This is a genomic window from Xanthomonas sp. NCPPB 1067 (genome assembly GCF_020783795.1).
Classification (GTDB): Bacteria; Pseudomonadota; Gammaproteobacteria; order Xanthomonadales; family Xanthomonadaceae; genus Xanthomonas; species Xanthomonas melonis.
On the sequence record NZ_JAJGQG010000044.1, the window covers coordinates 1 to 23,508 of the forward strand.

Consider the following 23,508-nt stretch of genomic DNA (forward strand, 5'->3'; position numbering starts at 1 on the left):
TGGGGAAAACCTGCTTGCTCTGCTCATGGCTCCATCTTCTCAAGTAATGGAGCCTCTGGGGTTCCCGGGGCGGTTCAGTGTTCGACTACATCGAAATGTTCTACAACCCACAACGCCGTCATGGTTCAACTGGCGACCTATCGCCTGTAGAGTTCGAACGGCGCTACGCGCAACGAGGGTCTTGAGTGTCTACAGAACCCTGGGCGTATCAACATACCAGCGTACGCAAACACTGGCTGGAATCGAGTTCCACGACAGCGCTTCGCTCCTGTGCAGGGCCTGTGCCCACCCAGCGCCGACAATCGCGGCATCGCCTCGCTGTTCGTCGCGCGTTGTCTTCCCTTCCATCCATGCGGCTGCCGGTGTTCCGGCGACGCGCTCCACCGAACCGACCCCATGCATCTGGCCGATTTCGCAACTCCCTCCTTTCGACAGGATCCATATCCGACTTACGCGCGCCTGCGCGCTGCCGGCGCGCTGGTGGAAGTGGCCGAGGGCAGATGGATGAGCGGACGCTATGCGGTGGTCGACAGCCTGCTCAGCGACCGCCGGGTCGGGCGCGACTACCTGCAAAGCATCCGCCTGCGCTACGGCGAACAGGCTCCGGAACTGCCCTTGTTTCAGGGCATGAGCCGCATGTTCCTGCTGCTCAATCCGCCGCAGCATACGCGGCTGCGTGCGCTGATGAACCAGGCCTTCGGTGCGCGCGAGATGCAGGCCATGCGCCAAGTGGCCGGCGACACCGCCGCCGGGCTGATCGATGCCTTCCGTGCCAGGCGTCAATGCGATCTGTTGCAGGAGTTCGCGTTTCCGCTTCCCATCGCCATCATCTGCCGGATGCTGGATATCGATCCCGCCGACGCCAGCGTGGTGGGGCACGCCACCAGCGCGCTGGCCAATGTCTTCGATCCGATGATGACGCCCGGCGTGTTGGCGGCCACCGGTGCGGCGTACCTGCAACTGGATACGTATTTCCGCAAGGTGATCGCGCAACGCCAAGGCGGCGACGGTCAGGACCTGATCTCGCGCTTCCTTCATGCAGAAGAGGACGGTCACCGCCTGAGCGAAGACGAGATCGTGTCCAATGTGATCCTGCTGTTCTTCGCCGGCCACGAAACCACCTCCAACATGATCTGCAACGCGCTGGTCGCCCTGCATCGGCATCCGGATCAGTTGGCGCTGCTGCGCAGCCGGCCGGAGCTGTTGCCCAACGCAGTGCTCGAATGCCTGCGCTACGACAGTTCGGTGCAGATGGCCACGCGCACGGCGCTGCAGACCTTCGAACTCGATGGCGTGACGGTGCCGAAGGGGGCAATGCTGTACCTGATGCTGGGCGCGGCCAATCACGATCCTGCACGCTTCGCCGACCCGCAACTGCTGGATATCTATCGACAGCAGGGGCGTGCCTTGTCGTTCGGTGGGGGCATCCACCATTGTCTGGGCAACCGGCTCGCCCTGATCGAGATGGAAGCCGCACTCGCGGCGCTGTTCGCGCAACTGCCGGGGCTGAGGCTGGAAAGGATGGAGGAACTGAGCTGGAACGACCGCGCCAACCTGCGCGGCGTGGATGCCTTGGCGGCCTCCTGGTGAGGCCTTGCGCCCGGCACCTGCGAGGCCGGCAGGCACTGCCCGACGCGATGGGTCGCGGCAGCACATGATTGCCGATGACGGCCGCGGACAGGCAGCGCCGGGACGCTGCCCGGCGCTGCCCATGGCCGATCAGAAATGGCCGATCAGAACCGGTAGGTCACCCGGCCGTACCAGTACCGGCCGTTGAAACCGAACGGCGACAGCGACGGATACTGCAGGCCGCTGGCGCGGTCGTCGTAGCCGGTGGTCAGTTGTGCCTTGGTCGGGTACTGGTTGGTGAGATTGTCGGCGCCGACAGTAAACGTGAAGGCATTCCAGGTCTGGCTGGCAGCCAGATTGAGCAGCCAACGCGCAGCGTAGGTCTGGTCCTGGCTGCCATCGGCCGGGTCGCCGATGCGCTTGATCGCGCCGTAGCGGGTGGCATTGAAATTGAGCGCGAATCCGCCGATCGACCAATCCGCGGCCGCCATGTACTTGGTGCGCGGCGTCGACTGGGTGAGCAGGCCCTGGCTGGCGCGCCCGAAGTTGGGATTGGACAGCTCCAGGATGGTGGTCTTGTTGTAGTTGGCGCTGGCGCTGAGGTTGAGCTTGCCGTAGCTGCCCAGCTCGGCCAGATAGCTGTTGATCCAGTCCACGCCGCGGGTGCGGCTGGTGGCGCCGTTGACGAAGAACTGCACCGCCGCCACCTGGCCGATCGGTTCTGCCAATTGCAGCTGGTCCGAATACAGGATCTGATCCCAGATGCGGATCTGGTACACGTCCAGGCTGGAGGTGAAGTTGGCCGTCGGTTGCCACACGCCGCCCAGGCCGTAGTTGGTGGATTTTTCCGGGCTCAGCGGGCGGGCGCCCAGTTGCAGGGCGATCGGATCGGAGGTGCGGTACGTGCCTACCTGCACCAGTTGGCCGTCCTGCGGCAGGGTCACCACCGAAGCGTAGTTCTGCTGTGCCAACGAGGGCGCGCGGAAGCCGTTGGAGATGGTGCCACGTAGCGCGAACGTATCGCTGAAGGCGTAGCGCGCCGACAGCTTGCCCGAGCGCGTGGAGCCGGCATCGCTGTAGTTCTCGAAGCGCCCGGCGATACCGCCGGACAGCTTGTCGGTGAGGTCCGCTTCCAGGTTGGCGTACACCGCGTTGCTGTGGCGACCGAACTTGCCGGCGACCGAGGGCTCCAGGCCGGAGAACACCTGCGCGCCGCCCGGGTAGGGCGTGCCGGTAGAAGGGTCGATGGTGGCCGGGTCGAAGAAGTACGAATCCGGTGAACCGGCGGTGATCGCGTAGCGGTCCTGGCGATGCTCGGCACCGAAGGCGACATTGACCGGATACGCCAGTCCCCAGTCGAAGGACTTGTTGATGTCCAGGTTGACCACGCCCTGTTCGGTCTCGAAGCCGCCGGCATTGAAGTCGGTCGGCGAGCTGCCGGTAGACCAGTACAGGTTGGTGTTGATGCTGTCGAGGATGTTGAAGCTCATGTCGTTCTTGCCGTAGGTGGCCGACACGTCCCAGTTCCATTCGCCCGCGGTGGTGCCCTTCAATCCCAGCACCGCCGAGCGGTCGTTGACGGGGTTGTAGATCTGCGGCAGGAATCCGTTGGGATAGACCGCCTGCACGTTGCGGCTGGTGTTGTCGTAGGCGCGGTAATAGCCGTTGGAAGTCACCTCGCGTCGGCTCGCGCTGAAGTGGCCGTAAAGCTCCACGTTGGGCGTGAATGCATAGCCGAAGGCAGCCAGACCCTGGTAGAAGGTCGAATCCGGATCGCCGTGGCGCTGGTAGGGAACGCCGCTGGGATTGGCCGCCCCTGCGATGGTGGTGGCGCGGTTGGTGTTCTCGCTGCGGTTGGTGTCCATGGTGTTCTGGTAGTTCCAGGACAGACGCACCCAGCCAGGCGCCGAATCGCCACCGCTTCCGCCGAACGGCAGGCCGATCGAGCCATCGATACCGTTCTGCGCGCCATCGCCCTTGTCCATGAGGCCGCCATTGATCGAAACGCTGTTGCTGCCGGCGTCGGCGCCATGCTTGAGCACGATGTTGACCACCCCGGCGATGGCATCGGAGCCGTATTGCGCCGATGCGCCGTCGCGCAGCACCTCGATGCGTGCAATGGCCGACATCGGCAGCGAGTTCAGATCGGCCGGTGCCGAGCCACGGCCCACGTACGGGTTGTAGTTGATCAACGAGGAGGTGTGATAGCGCTTGCCATCGACCAGCACCAGCACCGCATCGGGCGACAAGCCGCGCAGGGTGACTGGGCGCGCGGCGTCGTTGCCGTCGGAAATGGCCGGGCGCGGGAAGTTCAACGATGGCAGCAGCTTGCCCAGCGCGGTGGCGATGTCGGTGGCACCGGTGGCCTGCAGCGATTGCTCGGTGATGATGTCGATCGGCGATTCGGATTCGGCCACGGTGCGGTCGCTGACGCGGGTGCCGGTGACGATCAGGGTGTCCAGGGTCTTCTGCGGCTGGGTCGACTGCGACTGCGCACTGGCAGCGAAGGAACAGACGGTGAGTGCGACTGAAATCGCCAGCGAGAGTGCGTTGGAGGTGTGCATGGGAATCAAGGCTCGAAGGGGCTGATGGACGCAGCGACGAAGCAGCGGAATGCCGGGGGAATGTGACTGCGGGTGGGTATGGTCTTGCCTGCGCGGCACGCTTCCAGCTGCGGAAGCGGCGTGCGCGAAGATGACAGCAATCGGCAAGGCGCGATGTGGCGCCTTGCGCGTTTTGCTGAGCGCATCCGTGCTGAAGCGGTGCAACCACGACTCGGTCAGGCAGGCCCGCGCAGGTACGCGAGCAGCCAGAAGAACCTGACGTCGTCAGGGCGTACTGATGCGTTGCCGCAACCTGCCTGCGCCGGTCGCTGCCGACCGGCGCAGGTGACTTACCACTTGTAGTTCACGTTGGCGTACACCAGCGCGCCGTTGAAGCCGAACGGCGAGGCGCTGCTGTAAGGCAGGTAGTTGCGCGTGCCCAGGCCGGCCTGCTGGCGATCGGGATATTCGTTGAGCACGTTGTCGCCGCCGATGGTGAAGTTCCATGCACCCAGCCGGTAGGACGCGGCCAGATCCAGCGTCCACTTGGCCGCATAGGTCTGGTCGCTGCCCGCATTGGTGCCGAAGGTGGTGAACTCGCCCCAGCGCGTGGCGGTACCGGTGAAGGACCAGTTGCCCGGCGACCAGGTGCCGCCCAGGAAGAACTTGTCGCGCGGCGTGCCTTCGGTGATACGGCCCAGTTCTGCGCGGCCGATGCGGACCGCACCCGGATCGATCGCCTCCAGCGCGGCGGGATTGGCGGCGATGCGTTCGATCTCGGTCTTGTTGTAGTTGTAGCCGGTGGTCAGTTCGGCGCTGCTGCCGTCCAGATTCCAGCGGTAGGTGCCCACCGCATCCACGCCCTGGGTCTTGGTATCCACCGCATTGGTGAAATAGCGCCCGCCACCGATGCCGGGGAAGCCGTTGGCCTGCAGGTAGTTGCGTGCGGCAGTGGAGGTGAGGTTCTCCGACAGCACGATGCGGTCGTCGATATCGATGCGGTAGGCATCGACGGTGATGTACAGATTGTCCACCGGCTGCAGCACCACGCCCAGCCCGTAGTTGTTGGACTCCTCGGCCCGCAGTGGTTCCGCACCGAGCGCGATCGCGGCCGGGTTGTCGGTGCGGAAGGTGCCGATCTCGAACGGAATCGCCGTCACCGTGCCGTTGGGCTGGGCCACGTTGAGGAACTGCGTGGCGATCGACTGGAAGTTCTGCTGCTGCAGCGACGGCGCACGGAAGCCGGTGGAGACCGTTGCACGCAGCGCCACCTTGGGGCTGAAGGCGTAACGCAGCGACAGCTTGCCGGTGGCGGTGTCGCCGAAGTCGCTGTACTTCTCGTAGCGCCCGGCCAGGCCCGCCGACAGCTTCTCGGTCAGGTCCGCTTCCAGGTCGATGTAGGCCGAGTGGCTGTTGCGGTCGTAGTAGCCGGCGTCGGAGAGTTTGAAACCGGGGAATACCTGCGCGCCCGGGATCAGCGTGCCGGCCGCGGAGGGAATGCCGCCGTTGGCCGAAGACGCCGCATCTCCCGGCGACTGGTTGAACTTCTCGCCGCGCCATTCCGCGCCGAAGGCCAGCGTGACCGGATAGGCCAGGCCCCAGTCCAGCGTCTTGGTGAAGTCGGCATTGAGCACGTTCTGCGTCACTTCCAGCGTACCGGCGTGGAAGTCGGTGGGGCTGGCCAGCCCTAAGCTGTTGTTCAAGCTGTTGCGTACGTCGAAGGTGAGATTGTTCTGGCCGTAGTTGTAGCTCAGGTCGATGTTCAGGCCGCCTTCGGTGGACGTCTTCAGGCCGCCCACCCAGGACACGTCCTTGGTGACGTTGTAGATCTGCGGCAGGAAGCCGTCCGGATAGATCTGCGGACGGTTGCGGTTATCGCCGGCAAAACGGAAATAGCCGTTGGAGAGCACTTCGCGCCGGCTGAGCATGCCAAACGAGTAGAAAGTCAGGTATTCGGTGGGGCTGTATTCGCCGTTGAACGACACTGCGCCCTGGTCGATCTCCGGGTCGCCATAGCGCTGCTCCACGCGGCCCTGGAACGGCAAGGCGCGATTGGTCTGGTCCGAATGCCCGGCCTGCGCGGCCAGGTGCACCTTGCCGGTGCCGGCGAAGCTGAAACCGGCGTCGCCGGACAGCTGATACTGCTCGCCATCGCCGGCGCTGTACTTGCCATAGCGGCCATTGAGGCTGCCGCCCTCGCCGCTGCCCTTGAGGACCACGTTGATCACGCCGGCGATCGCATCCGAGCCGTACTGCGCCGAGGCGCCGTCGCGCAGCACTTCGATGCGCTCCACCGCAGCGATCGGGATGGTGTTGAGATCGGCTGGCGAAGAACCGCGCCCCTGGGTGTCGTTGAGATTGATCAGTGCGGTGGTGTGATAGCGCTTGCCGTTGACCAGCACCAAGACCTGGTCGGGCGACAGGCCGCGCAGCTGCGCCGGACGCACGGCATCCGAGCCGTCGGAAATGGCGGGGCGAGGGAAGTTCAGCGAAGGAATCGCGCGCGACAGCGCAGTCGCCAGCTCGGTGGTACCCGTGGATTCCAGTGCCTGCGGCGAAATGATGTCGATCGGCGATGCCGATTCGGCCACCGTGCGGTCGGCCACGCGTGTGCCGGTGACGATCAGCGTGTCGAGCGTCTTCTGGGCCGGAGCCTGCGACTGCGCGACTGCATGTGGGGCGGAAAACGTCAGAGCAACGGCGACAGCGACTGCAAGTGGACTGGACGTGCAATTCATGCGGTGACAACTCCGAGTGGGGAACGGATGCAGCGCAGTGGGCCCCCTCCCAGGCCGCGTCCGTTGCGGCAGCTGCGGTGCGTTCTCAACCATTAACCACGCGTAACCGCATGTCAAATTTTGGTTACATCACGCATGCGATCGTCATCGACGATGTGTTGGTGTCAACGTTGTCATCGTGCACCAAAATGAGGCGCTGATTGCACTTCCCGTGCCCACGCAAGGCTTGTGGGCGCCCCATTTTGGACATCGATACCAGTTATGAAAGTTCGGTTCAGAATGTGATCTGCACCGCATCTGCGCTTCGTTGCGCAGGTCCGTGGAAGACGGCTTCGATATTGTTGCCATCGGGATCGAGCACGAACGCGGCGTAGTAGCTCGGGTGATATGGGCGCAGGCCCGGTGCTCCGTTGTCGCGGCCACCGTGCGCCAGTGCGATGTCATGAAAGGCATGCACCATGGCCACGTCGCGGGCCTGGAACGCCAGGTGATGACGGCCGGTCAGCACACCCTGTGCCACGGTGTGGCGATCGGAGACGAATAGTTCGTCCGCCCAGAAGAATCCTTCGCCTTCGCCTCCGATCGGTACGCCGAGGACGTCGAGCACGGCCTGATAGAAGCGCCGGCTTGCGGACAGGTCCTGCACCACCAGATGCAGATGATCGATCAGGCGGCCACGACGCAACTGCGATGCTTCCATGGGCATGCTCCGGCAACGACAGGAACTGCGTCATAGCACGGGCCACGCCGTGGCATCGTCATGGGCCGCGCTGCGTCGTGGCCGGGAGTCGAGGCCAAGCGAGCCCGGCACATGACGCCGGCCGCTGCGTCCGCCGGTGGCAGACGGTGTCCGGACAGTGGCTATCGCCCATCGCCCCATCGCCCCGGGAGCAAGCCGGGGCGATGGGCGATGGGCGATGCCAGTGCAGGAACGCTCACTCGCACTGGCTGAAAGCCACCGCGCGTCAGCCGGACGAGCGGTGCTCGCGCACTCCTGCCGTGCTTACCAGCGGTAGTTGATGCGCCCGTACACGTAAGCGCCATTGAAGCCGAATGGCGACAGGTTGCTGTACGGAAACTGCCCGCTGGTGGAGTTGGCGAAGTTGTTCTCGTCCGGGTATTCGTCCAGGACGTTGTCTGCGCCCAGCGTCAGCGTCCAGCGATCCACCTTGTAGCTGGCCGAGGCATCCACCACCCACTTGGCGCCGAAGGTCTGGTCGTTGATCGCCGCGGCCGGGCGGGTGCTGTACTTGCCGTAACGGGTGGCGCCCAGGGCCAGCGTCCAGTGCTCGGAATTCCAGCTGCCATTGAGCAGGAACTTGTCGCGCGGGAAGCCTTCTTCGATGCGGCCACGCTCGGTGCGGTCGATGCGTTCCAAACTCAGCCCGTTGGCCGACAGCGCGGCCGGATTGGCCGCCACGCTGCGCACTTCGGTTTCCGAATAGTTGTAGCCGGCGGTCAGGTCCACGCTGCTGGCGGCCAGCTGCCAGCGGTAGCTGCCCACCACGTCCACGCCGCGCGTGCGCGTATCCACCGCATTGGTGAAGTAGCGCCCGCCGTTGATGCCGAAGATGCCCTGCGATTCCAGCAGCGTGCGCACGCCGGTGCCGGTGAGGTTGGACGACAGCACGATACGGTCGTCCACATCGATCTGGTACGCATCCACGGTGAGGTAGAGCGCATCGGTGGGCTGCAGCACCAGGCCCAGGCTGTAGGACAGCGAGGTTTCCGCATCCAGTGGTTCTGCACCGAAGGCGCGCGCGACGGCGCTATCGGCCGGGAAGGTGCGGATCTCGAACGGATTCGGGTTGCCGGCCAGGAAGGTGGTGCTGGTGGACTGGAAATACTGCTGCGCCAGCGACGGCGCGCGGAAGCCCGACGACACCGTGCCGCGCAGCGCGATCCTGTCGGTGAACGCGTAGCGCGCCGACGCCTTGCCCGAAGCCTGGCTGCCGAAATCGCTGTAGTCCTCATAGCGCCCGGCCAGGCCGGCGGAGAACTTGTCGGTGAAATCGGCTTCGATGTCGGCGTACAACGCGTAGCTGTCGCGCGAATACTGCCCGGACACGCTGGGTGCGAATCCGCCGAAGCCCTGCGCGCCGCCGGCCAGCGTGCCCGCCTGGAAGTACGAACCCACTTCGCCCGGCGACTGGTTCCACTTTTCGTTGCGGTACTCGGCGCCGAAGGCCACGGTGACCGGATAGGCCAGGCCCCAGTCGAACCCGCGCTTGAGGTCCAGGTTGACGATGTTCTGCGTGGTCTCCAGCGCGCCGTCATAGAACGACGTGGGCGAGGTCGGCCCCAGGCTCACGTTGAGCGTGTTGCGGGTATGGAAATCGATGCGGTTGTAGCCGTAGTTGTAGCTGGCATCCCAGTCCCAACCACCGGCGGTGGAGCCGCGCACGCCGGCCACCAGCGAGCGGTCCTTGGCGTAGCTCTGGATCTCCGGCAGGAAGCCCTGCGGATAGATCGAGCGGATGTTCTGGCTGCTGCCCGGCGCGCGGAAGAACGCGAACGAGGTGATGTCGCGGTTGCTGGCGGTAGCGAAGGCATAGCCGGTGACGGCAGCGCTGAACTGGTATTCGGTATTGAGCGATGCGGCCTGCGCATTGACGTCGGGGTCACCGATCTTGAACGCCTTCTGGCCCACCGCCGGTTGCGAGACGCTGGGCGCGCCGGCGTAGCCGCGTGCGCGGTCGGTGGGGTCCTGCTGGTTGAGCTGGGCGGCCACGTGCAGCCAGCCGCGGTCGCCGCCATAGGCCACGCCGGTGTCGCCGGACAGCTCGTAGTTGCTGCCGTCGCCCGCCGAATACTGGCCGAAGCCGGCCTGCAGGCTGCCGCCCTTTTCCGCGCCCTTGAGCACGATGTTGACGACGCCGGCGATGGCATCGGAGCCGTACTGCGCCGAGGCGCCGTCGCGCAGCACTTCCACCCGTGCGATCGCCGCGACCGGGATGGTGTTCAGATCCACCGCGGCGGCGCCGCGGCCGATGGTGCCGTTGAGGTTGAGCAGCGAGGAGGTGTGGCGGCGCTTGCCGTTGACCAGCACCAGCACCTGGTCCGGCGACAGCCCGCGCAGCTGGGCGGGGCGGATCGCGCTGGTGCCGTCGCTCAGCGCCGGGCGCGGGAAGTTCAGCGAGGGCAGGGCGCGCGCCAGCGCGGTGGCCAGCTCCGGGGTGCCGGTCGCCTGCAGCGATTCGGCGCTGATGATGTCGATCGGCGACTGCGACTCGGCCACGGTGCGGTCCGACACCCGGGTGCCGGTGACGATCACCGTATCCAGGGTGTTGGCCGGGGCGGTCGCCGGTGCGGCGGTCTGAGCCAGGGCGGGAGCGGCAAGCAGTGCAGCGACCACGGCGGTCGCCAGCGAAGACAGGGGGGCGTTCATGACAACTCCGAAACGTGGGTCCGGGCAGGACCAGGCAAGACTAGGCGGCTGGCGGTCGCGGGCGGGCGAAGAGGCCGGCAGCGAACCTGAAGGCGCTAATTATTCGTTAACGCTAGAATGGCGTCGCAGGAATGCTGCTCATCTGCTCATTCCTTTTCGTTCTATCGGACTGTCCATCCATGATTTCCCTGCGCAACTTCTCCATGCGACGCGGCGAGCGTCTGCTGCTGTCCAACGTCGACCTGACCATGCATGCCGGCTACCGCGTCGGTGTGGTGGGCCGCAACGGCACCGGCAAATCGAGCCTGTTCGCCGCGGTGAAGGGCGAGCTGGAGGCCGACAAGGGCGATGTCGACCTGCCCGGCAAGGTGCGCACCGCCAGCGTGTCGCAGGAAACCCCGTCCCTGCCCGACCCGGCGCTGTCGTTCGTACTGGGCGGGGATATCGAGGTGTCCGCGGTGCTGCAGGAAGAGGCCGAGGCCACGGCCCGCGAGGACTGGGAGGCGGTGGCCAATGCGCACCAGAAGATGGCCGAGATCGGCGCCTACGATGCCGAGGCGCGCGCCGGCAAGTTGCTGCATGGCCTGGGCTTCCCGGCCGATACGCATCACCGCGCCGTGTCCTCGTTCTCCGGCGGCTGGCGGGTGCGCCTGAATCTGGCGCGCGCACTGATGATGCCCAGCGACCTGCTGTTGCTCGACGAACCCACCAACCATTTGGACATGGACGCGGTGCTGTGGCTGGAGCAGTGGTTGCTCAAGTATCCGGGCACCTTGTTGCTGATCAGCCACGACCGCGAATTCCTGGACAACGTGGCCACCCACACCCTGCACCTGCATGGCGGCAGCGCCAAACTGTACGTCGGCGGCTATACCGATTTCGAACGCCAGCGCATCGAACACCTGCGTCAGCAGCAGATCGCCCACGAAAAGGAACAGGCCGAGCGCGCTCACCTGCAGAGCTTCATCGACCGCTTCAAGGCGCAGGCCAGCAAGGCGACCCAGGCGCAGAGCCGGATGAAGCGCCTGGCCAAGCTCGCCGGCACCGAGGCGGTGCGCGCCGAGCGCGAGTTCCGCATCCAGTTCGCGCAGCCCAATCGGCTGCCGTTTTCGTTGATCCGGCTCAATCATGTGGAAGCCGGCTATCCCGCGCCCGCAACCCTTCCCCCGCGTGCGGGGGAAGGTGCCCGCAGGGCGGATGGGGGCGACGCTGCCACGGTCATCCTGCACGACGTCGGCTTCGGCCTGGAGGCGGGCGATCGGATCGGTTTGCTGGGGCCCAATGGCGCGGGTAAGTCCACGCTGGTCAAGACGCTGGTGGGCGAACTGGCACCGCTGGCGGGCGAGCGCAGCGCGCACCCGGACCTGCGCATCGGCTATTTCGCCCAGCACACGGTGGAATCGCTGCACGAAGGCCAGTCGCCGATGGACCACTTCCGCGAGCTGTCGCCGGATGGCGCCAACCAGGCGTTCCGCGATTTCCTGGGCAAATGGAACTTCGCCGGCGACCGCGCCTTCGAAGTGGTGGACGGTTTCTCCGGCGGCGAGCGCGCGCGTCTGGCGCTGGCGTTGATCGCCTGGCAGCAGCCCAATGTATTGCTGCTCGACGAACCGACCAACCACCTGGACCTGGAAATGCGCGAAGCGCTGGCCGAAGCGCTGAGCGATTTCGAAGGGGCGATCGTGATGGTCTCGCACGACCGCCATCTGATCGGCCTGGTCTGCGACAGTTTCTGGCGCGTGGCCGATGGCGTGGTCGAGCCGTTCGCTGGCGACCTGGACGAATACGCCGCGTGGCTGCGCAGCCGCCCTGCCGCGCAGGGCACCAAGCAGAAGATGGCCGAAGCTGCGCCGACGCCAGCGCCGCCGACCAAACCGCTGCCGCCGAAAAAGGCGGTCAACCCGCACAAGCTGGCCAGCGCCGAGAAGCGCGTCGGCGAGCTGGAAGCGGCGCTGGCGGAGCTGGACCGCGAACTGGCCAATCCCGGCAACTATGCCGACAGCGAGAAGATGGCAGTGCTCGGCCGCGACCGCGAAGCCACCGCGCAGCAGCTGGCTGCCGCCGAAGCGGCGTGGATGGAGCTGATCGAGGGCGCGTAACGCGCCTGGGTTAGGCTATGCGCCGAGCCACGCACAAGGATGCCGCGAGCATGATCACCGCCACCATCAGCCTGGAAGACCATCTGGCCGCACAGCGGTTGCATGCGCGTCAGTATTCCAATCGGTTGATCGTGTTTCTGGCCGTCCTGCTGCTGATCGGGGCAGGGCTGCTGAAACTGAGCGGCGCGAACGAGATCGCCGGGCCGGTGCTGATCGGCGGCGGTGGCGGCGGTTTGATCGGCCTGGCGCTGTTGCACGTGTGGGGCCTGCCGCGGCGGATCAAGCGCCTGCATGCACAGCACGCCGCACTGCGGCATACCTACACCTATGCGTGGGACGAGAACGCGCTGGAAGTCACCTGGGCGGACGGACATTTCCGCCGCCCCTGGACCGATTACATTCGCGTGCGCGAAAACGACCGCGTGCTGCTGCTGTACCACAACGATCGGCTGTTCGAGCTGTTCTGCCCGCACTGGTTTGCCGACCGGGCGCAGTACGAGGCATTTCGCCAGTTGGCCTTGCGGGCGGTGAAGGCGCCTGCCGCGCGCTGAGCGCAGCCGACGCGGCTTCTGCGCAGCTGCTTGCCACGTTTGATGTTCCGGGCGCGGTGCTGCGCCAGCGCCGGTCAGCCGCCCTGCGGCTGTTCGGCCAGCAGCCAATCGCGCAACCGACGCCCGGCCTCGCTCTCCGGCCGCGAACGTAGCCGCGTCAGCCAATAGCGCCCGGCGTCGATGGTGATCGGGAACGGGCAGACCAGACGCCCGGCGTCCAGGTCCTGGCGAAACATCGGTAGCGGCAACAACGCCACGCCGGCGCCGGCCGCCGCCGCGCTGGCCAGGGTCAGCGAGGAATCGAACATCGTCCCGCGCGCGGGCACCTCGGCCGCTCCCGCGGCGCAAAACCATTGCGGCCACTCGTCCAGACGATACGAGCGCAGCAACGGCACCCGCGCAAGATCGTCCGGAACGCGCAGGCTGCGCGCCATTGCCGGCGCGCAGACCGGCGCAAAGGGCGCTTCCATCACCGCCTCGGCAAGCTGGCCCTGCCAGTCGCCGTCGCCGAAGCGGATCGCCAGATCCAGCCCTTCGCCGGCCAGATCGACACGGTTGTTGTGGGTGGACAGGCGCAGTTCGATATCCGGATGTGCGGCATGAAACGCCGGCAATCGCGGCAGCAGCCAGCCGGTGGCGAAGGTGCCCACCACGCCGACGCTGAGCACCTCGCGATACCGCCCGTCGGCAAAGCGCTCCAGGGTGGCGGCGATGCGGTCGAAGGCCTCGCCCAGCACCGGTGCCAGCGCGGCGCCTTCGTCGGTCAGCGCCACCCCGCGCGGCAGGCGATGGAACAGGCTGGTGCCCAGGCGCTGCTCCAGCGCCTTGATCTGGTGACTGAGCGCGGCCTGGCTGACGCACAACTCGTTCGCCGCGCGGGTCAGATTCTGATGGCGCGCAGCGGCTTCGAACGCGCGCAGGGCATTGAGCGGGAGGCGGGGGCGGAGCATCGAAAGAGATTAGTTCAATTCATGCCTGGGATCGAAACATCGCGATGGTCGGCTGCTGTGCACGCATCGATACTGCCGGCTCCATCAAGGAGGCAGACGCATGTTGAATCGGCGACAGTTCCTGTACGCAACCGGCGCGGGCGCGCTGCTTGCGGCGTCCAGGCCCGCGTGGGCAACTACCCTGGCGGTGAACGAGGACGACATGCTGCGGGCACAGTGGGCGGAAATTGAACGTGGCACCGGCGGCCGCCTGGGCATCAGCGTACTCGACAGCGCCACCGGCTGGCGCCTCGGGCAGCGCGAGAACGAGCGCTTTCCGATGTGCAGTACCTTCAAATTTGTATTGGCTGCTGCCGTCTTGCAGCGGGTGGACCAGGGCAGGCTGTCGTTGGCGCAACCGGTCGGGATCCGCGCCTCGGACATGCTGGCGCATGCGCCGGTGACCGAACGCCACGTCGGCGGCTCTCTGAGCGTGGGCGAATTGTGCCGGGCCACGATGATCCATAGCGACAACCCGGCGGCCAATCTGTTGTTCCCGCTGGTCGACGACCCGGCCGGGCTGACTTCCTTCCTGCGCAGCATCGGCGATGCCAAGACCCGCAGCGACCGCTACGAGCCGGAGATGAACCGGTTCGCCCCCGGCGACCCGCGCGATACCACCACGCCCGCGGCGATGGCATCCACGCTGCGCACGCTGCTGCTCGGCGACGCGCTGGCGCCTGCCTCGCGCAAGCAGCTGACCGACTGGATGATCGACAACCGCACCGGCGACGACTGCCTGCGTGCCGGCCTGCCGCGTGGCTGGAAGATCGGCGACAAGACCGGCAGCAACGGTACCGACACCCGCAACGACATCGCCATCGTCTGGCCGCCGAAGGGCCGGCCGCCCCTGTTGCTGACGACGTACTTGAACGGAGCCAAGGTCGACGACGCAGCACGCGATGCGGCGTTGAAGCAGGTCGCGGCCACCGTTGCCGCGGCAGTCGCACCCGCAGGCCCGCTCGCGCAGTGACGCCGATGCGGCAGGGGGAGCATTGGTCTCCAGTGCGACGGCAACCTGCGCGCCATGTGCACTAGCCCGAGCTCGTCACGGCCTCCAGGCGATGCCGTATCCGCCGCCATGCTGCGCAGGAGCAGTCCCGGCCGCGAGGGCTTCACCAGGAACGGCAACGTGGCGTCGCGGCCGCTCCTGCGATCCGGCGCGAAGCAAGGCGTGCACGCCGCTGACGCGCTGCTGGCCAGCGCGCGTCGAGCGGGCGGTCGCTGCCACCGCTTGCCTGTTCGCGGCTGGACGTGCCCCACGCGCTTAGCCGCGCTTGCTGCGTGGTGCCGTGTCGGCGTGCTGCGTCTCCGGCATCAGTTCCAGCGCTGCCGGCGTGGTGCGCAGCATCGGACGGAACGCAATGGGATGGGTACGGCGGCGGGCGAAGCGCAGCAGGCGCGAGAGGGTGAACCCGGCCAGGCCCAGCAGCATGACGGCGAAGTAGACCGGCAGCGCCGCCGGACCGAATTTCTGCATCGCGCCGCCTGCGAGCGCCGGCCCGAGCGCCGCGCCGACGCCATGCACCAGCAGCAGGCTGCTGCAGCCGGAGAGCAGGTCTTCGCGCGGCAGGTAATCGAGCATGTGCGCCACCGCGAACGGGTACAGCGAGAACACCAGGCCGCCGTAGACGAAGAACAGCACGAACAGCAGGGTGGTCTGGGCCTGCACCGCCGGCAGCGCGGCGGCGATCGCCACTCCCGCCGCCAGCAGGCTTACCGCGACCAGGCCGATGCGGCGGTCGTGGCCGTCGCTGATGCGCCCGATCGGCCACTGCAGCACCGCGCCGCCGACGATGGCGGTGAGCATGAACATGGCCACGCCATCGGCATCCAGGCCGATGCGGTCGGCGTACACCGGCAGCAGCCCCCAGAACGCGCCCATCGCCAGGCCAGACAGGCCGGCGGCGATCGTCGCGACCGGTGCCAACGCATACAACCTCGCCAGCCGCAGCCGTGCCACGTGCGGCACTTCGGGCGGGATCAGGCGCGTGGTCACCACCGGCATCACCGCCGCGCAGATCAGGATCGCCGTCAGCGTGAACATCGCCGGCGCGCTCGCGTCGCCGGCGGTGAGCAGGATCTGCCCCAGCGCCAGCGCCGAGAGATTGATCGCCATGTACACCGAAAAGATGCGGCTGCGGCGGCGCGCATCCGGCTCGGCGTTGAGCCAGCTCTCGATGACCGTGTACAGGCCGACCAGCGCCGCGCCGGTGACCAGGCGCAGGACGCTCCAGCCCCAGGGCGTGAGCCAGATCGGATGCAGCAGCACGGCGATCGCCGCCAGCGCGGCGTAGAACGCGAACGCTCGGATGTGGCCGATGCGCCGGATCAACGGCGGGGCGAAGAACGTGCCCAGGAAGAAGCCGGCGAAGTATCCGGACATGATCAGGCCGAGCGCACGCGCATCGAAACCGGCCTGGCCGCCGCGCACGGCGAGCAGGGTGCCCAGCAGACCGCTACCGGTCAGCAGCAAGGCCACGCCGAGCAGCAGGGCGGTCAGTCGCCACACGGATGCGGCCCTCGTGGGGAGAACGTCGCGTCGATCACGCGTTCGAGTGTAGCAGCCCGGCGGGCGACGTCAGGCCGGCCTCGGCCTGGGGCCGTTTGCAGCGACTACGAATAGCGCGTGCGTGGCGCGCTCGCGCACGCAGCGACAGCATGCGTGCCCGGCATCCGGCCGCGCGCGCAGGCCAGCGGGCGTCGCGTGTCGAACGGATGCGCGCGTGCGTTCCCACAAGCGCAGGCCGAACCGGCCCCGCGCGTCGCGGCCAACCGCTGCGCCGGTACGCGCGCATCGGTCTAGAATCTGCGCCCCTGTACCGTTCCAGCGACTTTCGTCATGCCCATCTACGCGTTTCAGTGCACGACCTGCGGCCACGCCTTCGACCGCCTGCAGAAGATTGCCGACCCCGATCCGCAGGCGTGTCCGGCCTGCAGCGCAGCCACGGTCAAGCGCCAGGTCACCGCGCCGGCATTCCGCCTGTCAGGCAGCGGATGGTACGAGACCGATTTCAAATCGGCCGGTGAAAAGAAGAAGAATCTGACCGAGAGCAGCGGTGGCGGCGAGGCCAAGCCGGCGGCAGCCAGCGACAGCAAACCGGCCGCTGCCAAGCCGGCGGCCGATCCGGCGTGATGCGGCGGACGCACGGACAGGCGGCCAAGCGCGCGCTGCAGCGGGCGCTGTGCCTGATGGCTGTGGCCCTGGCGACAGCCGGATGCGCCACATCCGTATCCCCTTCCGTCGCTGCCGCACCGGCCGATCGCTTTTTGGCTGCGCTTGCCGGCTACTGCGGGCAGGCCTTCGCCGGCCGCGTGCTGGTCGATGTCCCGGCCTCGGCAACGCCCGGCCCGTTCGCCGGCAAGACCCTGGTGATGCACGTGCGCGGCTGCGAGGATCCAGGCCGCGAGCTGCGCGTGCCGTTCCATGTCGGCGACGATCGGTCGCGAACCTGGGTGCTGACCCGAACACCGGCCGGGCTGCGTCTCAAGCACGATCATCGGCACCCGGACGGCAGCGCCGATGCGCTGAGCCAGTACGGCGGCGACAGCCGGGCGGGCGGTACCGCCACCCGCCAGGAATTTCCGGTGGACGCTGCATCGATCGCCTTGTTCCGGCGGCTGGGCTCCACCGCGTCGCTGGAAAACACCTGGGCGCTGGAACTCCAGCCAGGCCAGCAACTGGTCTACGAACTGAGCCGCCCGAACGGGCGCTTGTTCCGGGTTGCCTTCGATCTCACTCGTCCGGTGGCGCCGCCGCCCGCTCCCTGGGGCGGTTGAACCGCCAAGGAGCGATGCGCCTTCAGCGCGCCTCGAAACGCGCGCGACAACCGTCGTTGACCCAGACCACCGCGCGGCGCCGGTCGTAACCCCAGGTGCGGCCTTCCTCGCAGCGGGTGTCGGAGAGCTGACGGGTCGGCACCGGGTAGCCGGCGCGGTCGTCCCATTGACAGGTGCGCAGGCGGCGATCGTCGCTGCTGCAGGTGATCGCGTAGCCGAGGCGGGGGCGGTCGCCCGGCCTGCCGTCGTCGTCGCGGTCCCAGCCGCGGCCGCCTCGGGCCGGTGCGAAGTCCGCCCGGCACCCGTCGTCCACCCAGATCCGGCCGTTGTCCTGGTGCCAGTTGCGCCCCTCCACGCAGGCGGTGCCCGATAGCTGGCGTACGATCATGGCGCGTCGCCAGCCGGTGTCGCAGACGACCTGGCGCCGGTCGCGACTCTCGCAGCGCACCGTGCCTGCGGGCAGGTTGCCGGGGCGGTCGCCGCCGCCCCAGCTGTTGCCGCCCCAGCCGCCGTGCGCCTCCACGAAGCGGCCGCGGCAGCCATTGTCCACCCAGACCCGGCCGCGCTCGCTGCCCCAGTTGCGGCCTTCGATGCATCGGGTCCCGGAGATGTTCTCCACCAGCGCAGCGCGTCCCCGGAACGGGGTATCGCATTCGCGGCGGCGATTGTCCTTGCTGGAACAGGTGATGCTGGAATCGTTCCAGCCGCGTTCCTGCGCGGCGGCGGGAGCGCTGGTCAGGGCGCCCGCGCAGACGACGAGGCCAAGACAGGAAGTCAGCAGGGCAGTGCGCAACATCGTGGCGTCCTTGATGCGAGAGGGGCGTGGCGCCTATTCAGCCGAGCGCCGACTTAAGCGCCGATGACCGCTGCCGCATTTGCTCCTGCCGGCCGCCGGCCCCAGAATATCCGGCTTTCCGACGCCGTCCTGCGTCGGGTTTTCAGCGGAGCTTTCGATGCGTACCCACTTCTGCGGCCTGGTCGACGAGACCCTGATCGGCCAAACCGTCACTCTCGCCGGCTGGACCGACGTGGCCCGTAACCTGGGTGGGGTGTGCTTCATCGACCTGCGCGACCACGAAGGCATCGTGCAGGTGACGGTGGAGCCGGCCGAAGGCGACGCCAATGCCGCCGAAGTGTTCAAGGTGGCCGCCAGCCTGGGCTACGAGGACGTGCTACAGGTCGAAGGCGTGGTGCGTGCGCGGCATGCGGTCAACGACAAGCTGCGCACCGGCAAGGTGGAAGTGATCGCCACCCGCATCAGCATCCTCAACAAGGCCGCACCGCTGCCGTTCCATGCGCACGAAAACCCGGGCGAGGATACCCGCCTGAAGTATCGCTACCTGGACCTGCGCCGGCCGGAAATGCAGCGCATGCAGCGCACCCGCATCAAGCTGGTGCAGGCCCTGCGCCGCCACCTGGATGCGCGCGATTTCCAGGACATCGAAACCCCGATCCTGACCAAGGCCACCCCCGAAGGCGCGCGCGACTTCCTGGTGCCGGCGCGCATGCATCCGGGCGAGTTCTACGCCTTGCCGCAGAGCCCGCAGCTGTTCAAGCAGATCCTGATGGTGGCCGGCTTCGACCGCTACTACCAGATCGCGCGCTGCTTCCGCGACGAAGCGCTGCGCGCCGATCGCCAGCTGGAATTCACCCAGCTGGACATGGAGTTCGCCTTCGTGCGCGAGCGCGATGTGCAGGATTTCGTCGAAGACATGATCCGCGCCATCTTCAAGGAAGTGGTGGATGTCGACCTGGCTGCGCAGTTCCCGCGCATGACCTGGGCCGAGGCGATGCGTCGCTACGGCTCGGACAAGCCGGACCTGCGCATCGCGCTGGAACTGGTCGATGTGGCCGAGCTGGTGAAGGACAGCGAGTTCGCCGTGTTCAGTGCCGCCGCCAACGATGCCGATGGTCGCGTCGCCGCGCTGCGCATCCCCGGCGGTGCCAGCCTGTCGCGCAAGCAGATCGACGACTACGCCGCGCACGCCGCCAAGTACGGTGCCAAGGGGCTGGCCTACATCAAGCTGTCGGAGACCGGCGAGGTCAGCTCGCCGATCGCCAAGTTCTTCTCCGAAGCCGCCTTTGCCGCGTTGCTCGAGCGCGCCGGTGCGGGCAATGGCGACATCGTGTTCTTCGGTGCCGGCGGCTACACCAAGGTCTCCGACTTCATGGGCGCGCTGCGCCTGAAGGCCGGCAAGGAGTTCAATCTGGTCGCCGAGGGCTGGGCGCCGCTGTGGGTCACCGATTTCCCGATGTTCGAATGGGACGAGGAAGCGCAGCGTTACGTCGCCCTGCATCATCCCTTCACCGCACCGGCGGTGGACGATATCGCCGACCTGCGCGCCAACGCCCGCACCGCGGTCTCGCGCGGCTACGACATGGTGCTCAACGGCAATGAAATCGGCGGCGGCTCGATCCGTATCCATCGCCCGGACATGCAGAGCGCGGTGTTCGAACTGCTCGGCATCGGCGCCGACGAAGCGCGCGCCAAGTTCGGCTTCCTGCTGGATGCCTTGAACTACGGCGCACCGCCGCACGGCGGCATCGCTTTCGGCATCGACCGCATTGCTGCGCTGATGGCCGGCACCGAGTCCATCCGCGACGTGATCCCGTTCCCCAAGACCACCGGTGCGCAGGACCTGATGACCGACGCCCCGTCGCCGATCGCCGCCGAGCAGCTGGCCGAAGTGCACGTGCAGGTGCGCCCCAAGCAGGCCTGACCTGCACATGGCCACGCCGAGCGCGTGGCCCTGCGGCGCAGGCCGGCCATACGCCGCCAGCACCGCGCCATCGGTAACGCGCTGCCAGTCCAAGCCGTCAGCGCCTTGATCGAACGCAGCAGGCAGCAAGCCATCCTGCAGGGCAGGACAGGTGGCGTGGTTTCCGCTTCGCTTTGCCGCTCTTACGAATCCCAAATCCCGACTCCCGAATCCCCGCTTGCACCACCAACGCCGCATGCGCGAAGCTGCCATGCCCATCCGGCATGAGAGGCCCGCATGACCCGCATCCGCCGCGCCACGCCGGACGATGCCGAAGCGCTGTCGCTGCTGGCGGCGCAGACGTTCACCGAAACCTTCGGGCACCTGTATCCGGAAGAAGATCTGCGGGGCTTCCTGCAGGAAACCTATGCCGTCGAACGCGCCCGCGTGGTGCTGGCGCATGCGGACTCTGCGATCTGGCTGCTGGAGATGGACGACCTGCTGGTCGGTCATGCCGCCGCCGGTCCGTGCGGGTTGCCGCACGAGGACGTGCGGCCGGGCGATGGGGAGCTCAAGCGCCTGTATCTGCTCAAGGACTATCAAAGCAGCGGCTGGGGCAGCCGGCTGTTCGAAACCGCGCTGGACTGGCTGCAGCGCGACGGCCCGCGCACGCTGTGGATCGGCGTGTGGTCGGAAAACTTCGGCGCGCAGCGCTTCTATGCGCGCTACGGTTTCGAGAAGGTGGGCGAATACGATTTCCCGGTCGGCAAGATCGTCGATCGCGAGTTCATCCTGCGGCGCGGGCCGATCGCTGCCGCCGGCTGAGGTGCCGGGATAGGGCGTTGGCGTGGTTCATGCGGCTGTGTCCGCGCATCGGCAGCGGGCGCCCGTACACTGCAGATCCTGCGCCGCGTCCGTCTTGCCCGACGCCTGCGCGCCACGCTCCGGTCCCCATGCCTTCGTCCAGCGCATCTTCGGCTATTGCAGCCACTCCGCGGCGGAGCTCGCGCAAGCAATCGACCACCACCACCGCCGATGTGCTGTTGGTGCATGGCATCTGGAATACCGCGCACTGGTTGCTGCCGTTGGCGCGCCGGCTGCGTGGCGAAGGCCTGGCGCCGGCATTGTTCGGCTACGCCAGCGTGCTGGGTGGTCCGGTGCAGGCGGTGCCGCAGCTGGTCGCGCGCGTGCGCGCCAGCGGCGCGCAATTGCTGGTCTGCCACAGCCTGGGCGGGTTGATGGCCTTGCAGGCCCTGCGCGATGCGCCCGACCTGCCGGTGCGCCGGGTGGTCTGCCTCGGGTCGCCGCTGTGTGGCAGCGTCGCCGCACGCGGCCTGGCCCGCCGCGGTGGCGTCTGGGCCATGGGCCGCAGCGCGGCGCTGCTGCAGCAGGGCTTCGCGCAGTGGGAGGGTGCGGCCGAGATCGGTCAGGTGGCCGGCTGCATCCCGCGTGGCGTCGGCCGCTGGCTGGCGCCGCTGGACAGCGACTCCGACGGCACCGTGGCGCTGGCCGAAACCCGCCTGCCCGGGCTGCGCGACCACTGCGTGGTGCAGGCCAGCCATGGCGGCCTGCTGCGCTCGCCGGCCGCCGCCGCCCAGGCGCTGGCCTTCCTGCGCCACGGTCGTTTCCGGCACTGAGCGGCGCTGCCCCGGTGCGGGCAGGCAATCAGGTAAAATCCGCGCCCTGTCATCCAAGCCAGTCTGGAATCACCCATGGGTAGAGGCCCCTCCATCGAAGGCCGCAAGAACGCCTCCGACGCCAAGCGCGGCAAGATGTTCACCAAGATCATCCGCGAGATCAGCGTGGCTGCCCGCGCCGGCGGCGGCGATCCGTCCAACAATCCGCGCCTGCGCACTGCAATGGACAAGGGCCTGTCGTCCAACATGTCCAAGGACGTGATGGAACGCGCCATCAAGAAATCCACCGGCGAGCTGGAAGGGGTGGAATACGAAGAAATCCGCTACGAAGGCTACGCGCCCGGCGGCGTGGCGGTGATCGTGGATTGCCTCACCGACAACCGCGTCCGCACCGTGGCCGATGTCCGTCATGCCTTCAGCAAATGCGGCGGCAACATGGGCACCGAGGGCTCGGTGGCCTTCATGTTCAAGCGCCTGGGCGTGCTCAGCTTCGCCGCCGGTGTCGACGAAGACGCGCTCACCGATGCCGCCATCGAGGCCGGTGCCGACGACGTGGTGGTGTATCCGGAAGATGGCGCCATCGACGTGCTGACCGCCCCGGACGCCTTCGCCCAGGTCAGGGACGCCCTGGCCGCCGCCGGCCTGGAACCGGCGCATGCCGAAATCACCTTCCGTGCCGAGAACGATATCGCCGTGGACGGGGACACTGCCGTGCAGGTCCGCAAGCTGCTGGACATGCTCGAAGACCTGGACGACGTGCAGGACGTGTATTCGAACGTCGACCAATCCTCGCTCGGCGCGGGAGCGTAGGTCCGCGATGACTCCTATCGGGACCCGGGGCCCGGGACCGGGGACCCGGAAGAGCGATGGCAACAGCCAAGCCATCGCCGAGCCTGCTGTTGCGGGTCCCGGGTCCCGGGTCCCCGGTCCCGGCACCATCCGCATCCTCGGCATCGATCCCGGCTCACAGCGGACCGGCGTCGGCATCATCGATATCGGCGCGGGCGGTCGCAGCCTGCATGTGCACCATGCGCCGCTGGTCCTGCTGGGCGAGGGCGACTTCTCCCAGCGGCTCAAGCGGCTGCTGCACGGGCTGGGCGAGCTCATCGAGACCTACCGGCCGGACGAGGTGGCGATCGAGAAGGTGTTCATGGGCAAGAGCGCCGATTCGGCACTCAAGCTCGGTCACGCGCGCGGTGCGGCGATCTGCGCCGTGGTCATGCGCGAGCTGCCGGTGCACGAGTACGCGGCCACCGAAATCAAGCTGGCCCTGGTCGGCAAGGGCAGCGCGGACAAGGTGCAGGTCCAGCATATGGTGGGCATCATGCTCAACCTCAAAGGCAAGCTGCAGCCCGACGCCGCCGATGCACTGGCGGTCGCCATCACCCACGCCCACGTGCGCGCCACCGCGCAGCGCCTGGGCGTCAATACCCAACAGGCCTGGAGCCGCAAATGATGATCAAGATGGGGACCGACGGGTCTGTCGGGACCCGGGACCCGGGACCCGGGGCCCGG

18 protein-coding genes and 1 pseudogene are annotated in these 23,508 nt (G+C 67.4%); 12 read left to right on the forward strand and 7 right to left on the reverse strand.

Annotated features, from left to right (window positions below; all coding sequences use genetic code 11):
* Positions 1–77: 77 nt before the first annotated feature.
* Positions 78–185: pseudogene (locus LL962_RS19910) on the forward strand (IS3 family transposase); the annotation flags it as partial.
* Between the two features lie 211 nt (positions 186–396).
* Positions 397–1,590 carry a cytochrome P450 gene (locus tag LL962_RS19915; protein ID WP_228318157.1) on the forward strand — a complete coding sequence of 398 codons (1,194 nt, stop codon included), beginning with the start codon at positions 397–399 and terminating at the stop codon, positions 1,588–1,590.
* Positions 1,591–1,733: 143 nt separating this feature from the next.
* Here LL962_RS19915 and LL962_RS19920 read toward each other — a convergent pair whose 3' ends face one another.
* The 4 genes from LL962_RS19920 to LL962_RS19935 form a co-directional block, all read right to left on the reverse strand.
* Positions 1,734–4,133, reverse strand: coding sequence for a TonB-dependent receptor plug domain-containing protein (locus LL962_RS19920; RefSeq protein WP_228318158.1), 2,400 nt, complete (start codon positions 4,131–4,133; stop codon positions 1,734–1,736).
* Between the two features lie 329 nt (positions 4,134–4,462).
* Positions 4,463–6,850, reverse strand: coding sequence for a TonB-dependent receptor plug domain-containing protein (locus LL962_RS19925; RefSeq protein ID WP_228318159.1), 2,388 nt, complete (start codon positions 6,848–6,850; stop codon positions 4,463–4,465).
* A 274-nt stretch (positions 6,851–7,124) separates the two neighbouring features.
* Complete coding sequence (locus tag LL962_RS19930; RefSeq protein ID WP_167395250.1) at positions 7,125–7,550, reverse strand: VOC family protein; 426 nt, start codon at positions 7,548–7,550, stop codon at positions 7,125–7,127.
* Between the two features lie 303 nt (positions 7,551–7,853).
* Entirely contained in the window at positions 7,854–10,238 is a 2,385-nt protein-coding gene (locus LL962_RS19935) for a TonB-dependent receptor plug domain-containing protein (RefSeq protein ID WP_228318160.1), read from the reverse strand.
* A 179-nt stretch (positions 10,239–10,417) separates the two neighbouring features.
* Between LL962_RS19935 and LL962_RS19940 the strand changes: the two genes are divergently transcribed.
* The gene (locus LL962_RS19940) at positions 10,418–12,337 is read left to right on the forward strand and encodes an ABC-F family ATP-binding cassette domain-containing protein (RefSeq protein ID WP_104586605.1); all 1,920 of its coding nucleotides are present in this window, start codon (positions 10,418–10,420) and stop codon (positions 12,335–12,337) included.
* A 50-nt stretch (positions 12,338–12,387) separates the two neighbouring features.
* Positions 12,388–12,888: a YcxB family protein gene (locus LL962_RS19945; protein ID WP_228318161.1), complete on the forward strand. Its 501-nt coding sequence runs from the start codon at positions 12,388–12,390 to the stop codon at positions 12,886–12,888.
* A gap of 74 nt (positions 12,889–12,962) precedes the next feature.
* On the opposite strand, the gene ampR is transcribed toward LL962_RS19945, so the two are convergent.
* Entirely contained in the window at positions 12,963–13,838 is an 876-nt protein-coding gene (ampR, locus tag LL962_RS19950; RefSeq protein ID WP_228318162.1) for a LysR family transcriptional regulator AmpR, read from the reverse strand.
* Between the two features lie 100 nt (positions 13,839–13,938).
* Here ampR and bla point away from each other — a divergent pair, with 100 nt between their 5' ends.
* On the forward strand, positions 13,939–14,850 hold the full coding sequence (gene bla, locus LL962_RS19955; protein WP_228318163.1) for a class A beta-lactamase: 912 nt from the start codon (positions 13,939–13,941) through the stop codon (positions 14,848–14,850).
* Between the two features lie 294 nt (positions 14,851–15,144).
* On the opposite strand, the gene LL962_RS19960 is transcribed toward bla, so the two are convergent.
* Complete coding sequence (locus tag LL962_RS19960; RefSeq protein WP_228318164.1) at positions 15,145–16,389, reverse strand: MFS transporter; 1,245 nt, start codon at positions 16,387–16,389, stop codon at positions 15,145–15,147.
* A gap of 330 nt (positions 16,390–16,719) precedes the next feature.
* Between LL962_RS19960 and LL962_RS19965 the strand changes: the two genes are divergently transcribed.
* Together LL962_RS19965 and LL962_RS19970 are read left to right on the forward strand one after the other, a co-directional pair.
* Positions 16,720–17,013: an FmdB family zinc ribbon protein gene (locus tag LL962_RS19965; protein ID WP_104586601.1), complete on the forward strand. Its 294-nt coding sequence runs from the start codon at positions 16,720–16,722 to the stop codon at positions 17,011–17,013.
* A 56-nt stretch (positions 17,014–17,069) separates the two neighbouring features.
* Complete coding sequence (locus LL962_RS19970; protein WP_228318169.1) at positions 17,070–17,657, forward strand: hypothetical protein; 588 nt, start codon at positions 17,070–17,072, stop codon at positions 17,655–17,657.
* 22 nt (positions 17,658–17,679) lie between these two features.
* Here the strand turns inward: LL962_RS19970 and LL962_RS19975 are convergent, their stop codons facing one another.
* Positions 17,680–18,453, reverse strand: coding sequence for a DUF3011 domain-containing protein (locus LL962_RS19975; protein WP_228318165.1), 774 nt, complete (start codon positions 18,451–18,453; stop codon positions 17,680–17,682).
* Between the two features lie 157 nt (positions 18,454–18,610).
* Between LL962_RS19975 and aspS the strand changes: the two genes are divergently transcribed.
* The 5 genes from aspS (at position 18,611) to ruvC (ending at position 23,449) form a co-directional block, all read left to right on the forward strand.
* Entirely contained in the window at positions 18,611–20,377 is a 1,767-nt protein-coding gene (gene aspS / locus LL962_RS19980; protein WP_228318166.1) for an aspartate--tRNA ligase, read from the forward strand.
* Positions 20,378–20,653: 276 nt separating this feature from the next.
* The gene (locus LL962_RS19985) at positions 20,654–21,181 is read left to right on the forward strand and encodes a GNAT family N-acetyltransferase (RefSeq protein ID WP_228318167.1); all 528 of its coding nucleotides are present in this window, start codon (positions 20,654–20,656) and stop codon (positions 21,179–21,181) included.
* A 128-nt stretch (positions 21,182–21,309) separates the two neighbouring features.
* Positions 21,310–21,993 carry an esterase/lipase family protein gene (locus LL962_RS19990; RefSeq protein ID WP_228318168.1) on the forward strand — a complete coding sequence of 228 codons (684 nt, stop codon included), beginning with the start codon at positions 21,310–21,312 and terminating at the stop codon, positions 21,991–21,993.
* Positions 21,994–22,068: 75 nt separating this feature from the next.
* Positions 22,069–22,803 (forward strand): YebC/PmpR family DNA-binding transcriptional regulator, encoded by a 735-nt coding sequence (locus LL962_RS19995; RefSeq protein WP_104586597.1) that lies wholly within the window; start codon positions 22,069–22,071, stop codon positions 22,801–22,803.
* A gap of 127 nt (positions 22,804–22,930) precedes the next feature.
* A complete protein-coding gene (gene ruvC, locus LL962_RS20000) occupies positions 22,931–23,449 on the forward strand; it encodes a crossover junction endodeoxyribonuclease RuvC (protein WP_228318170.1) in 519 nt (172 codons plus the stop codon).
* Positions 23,450–23,508 lie beyond the last annotated feature (59 nt).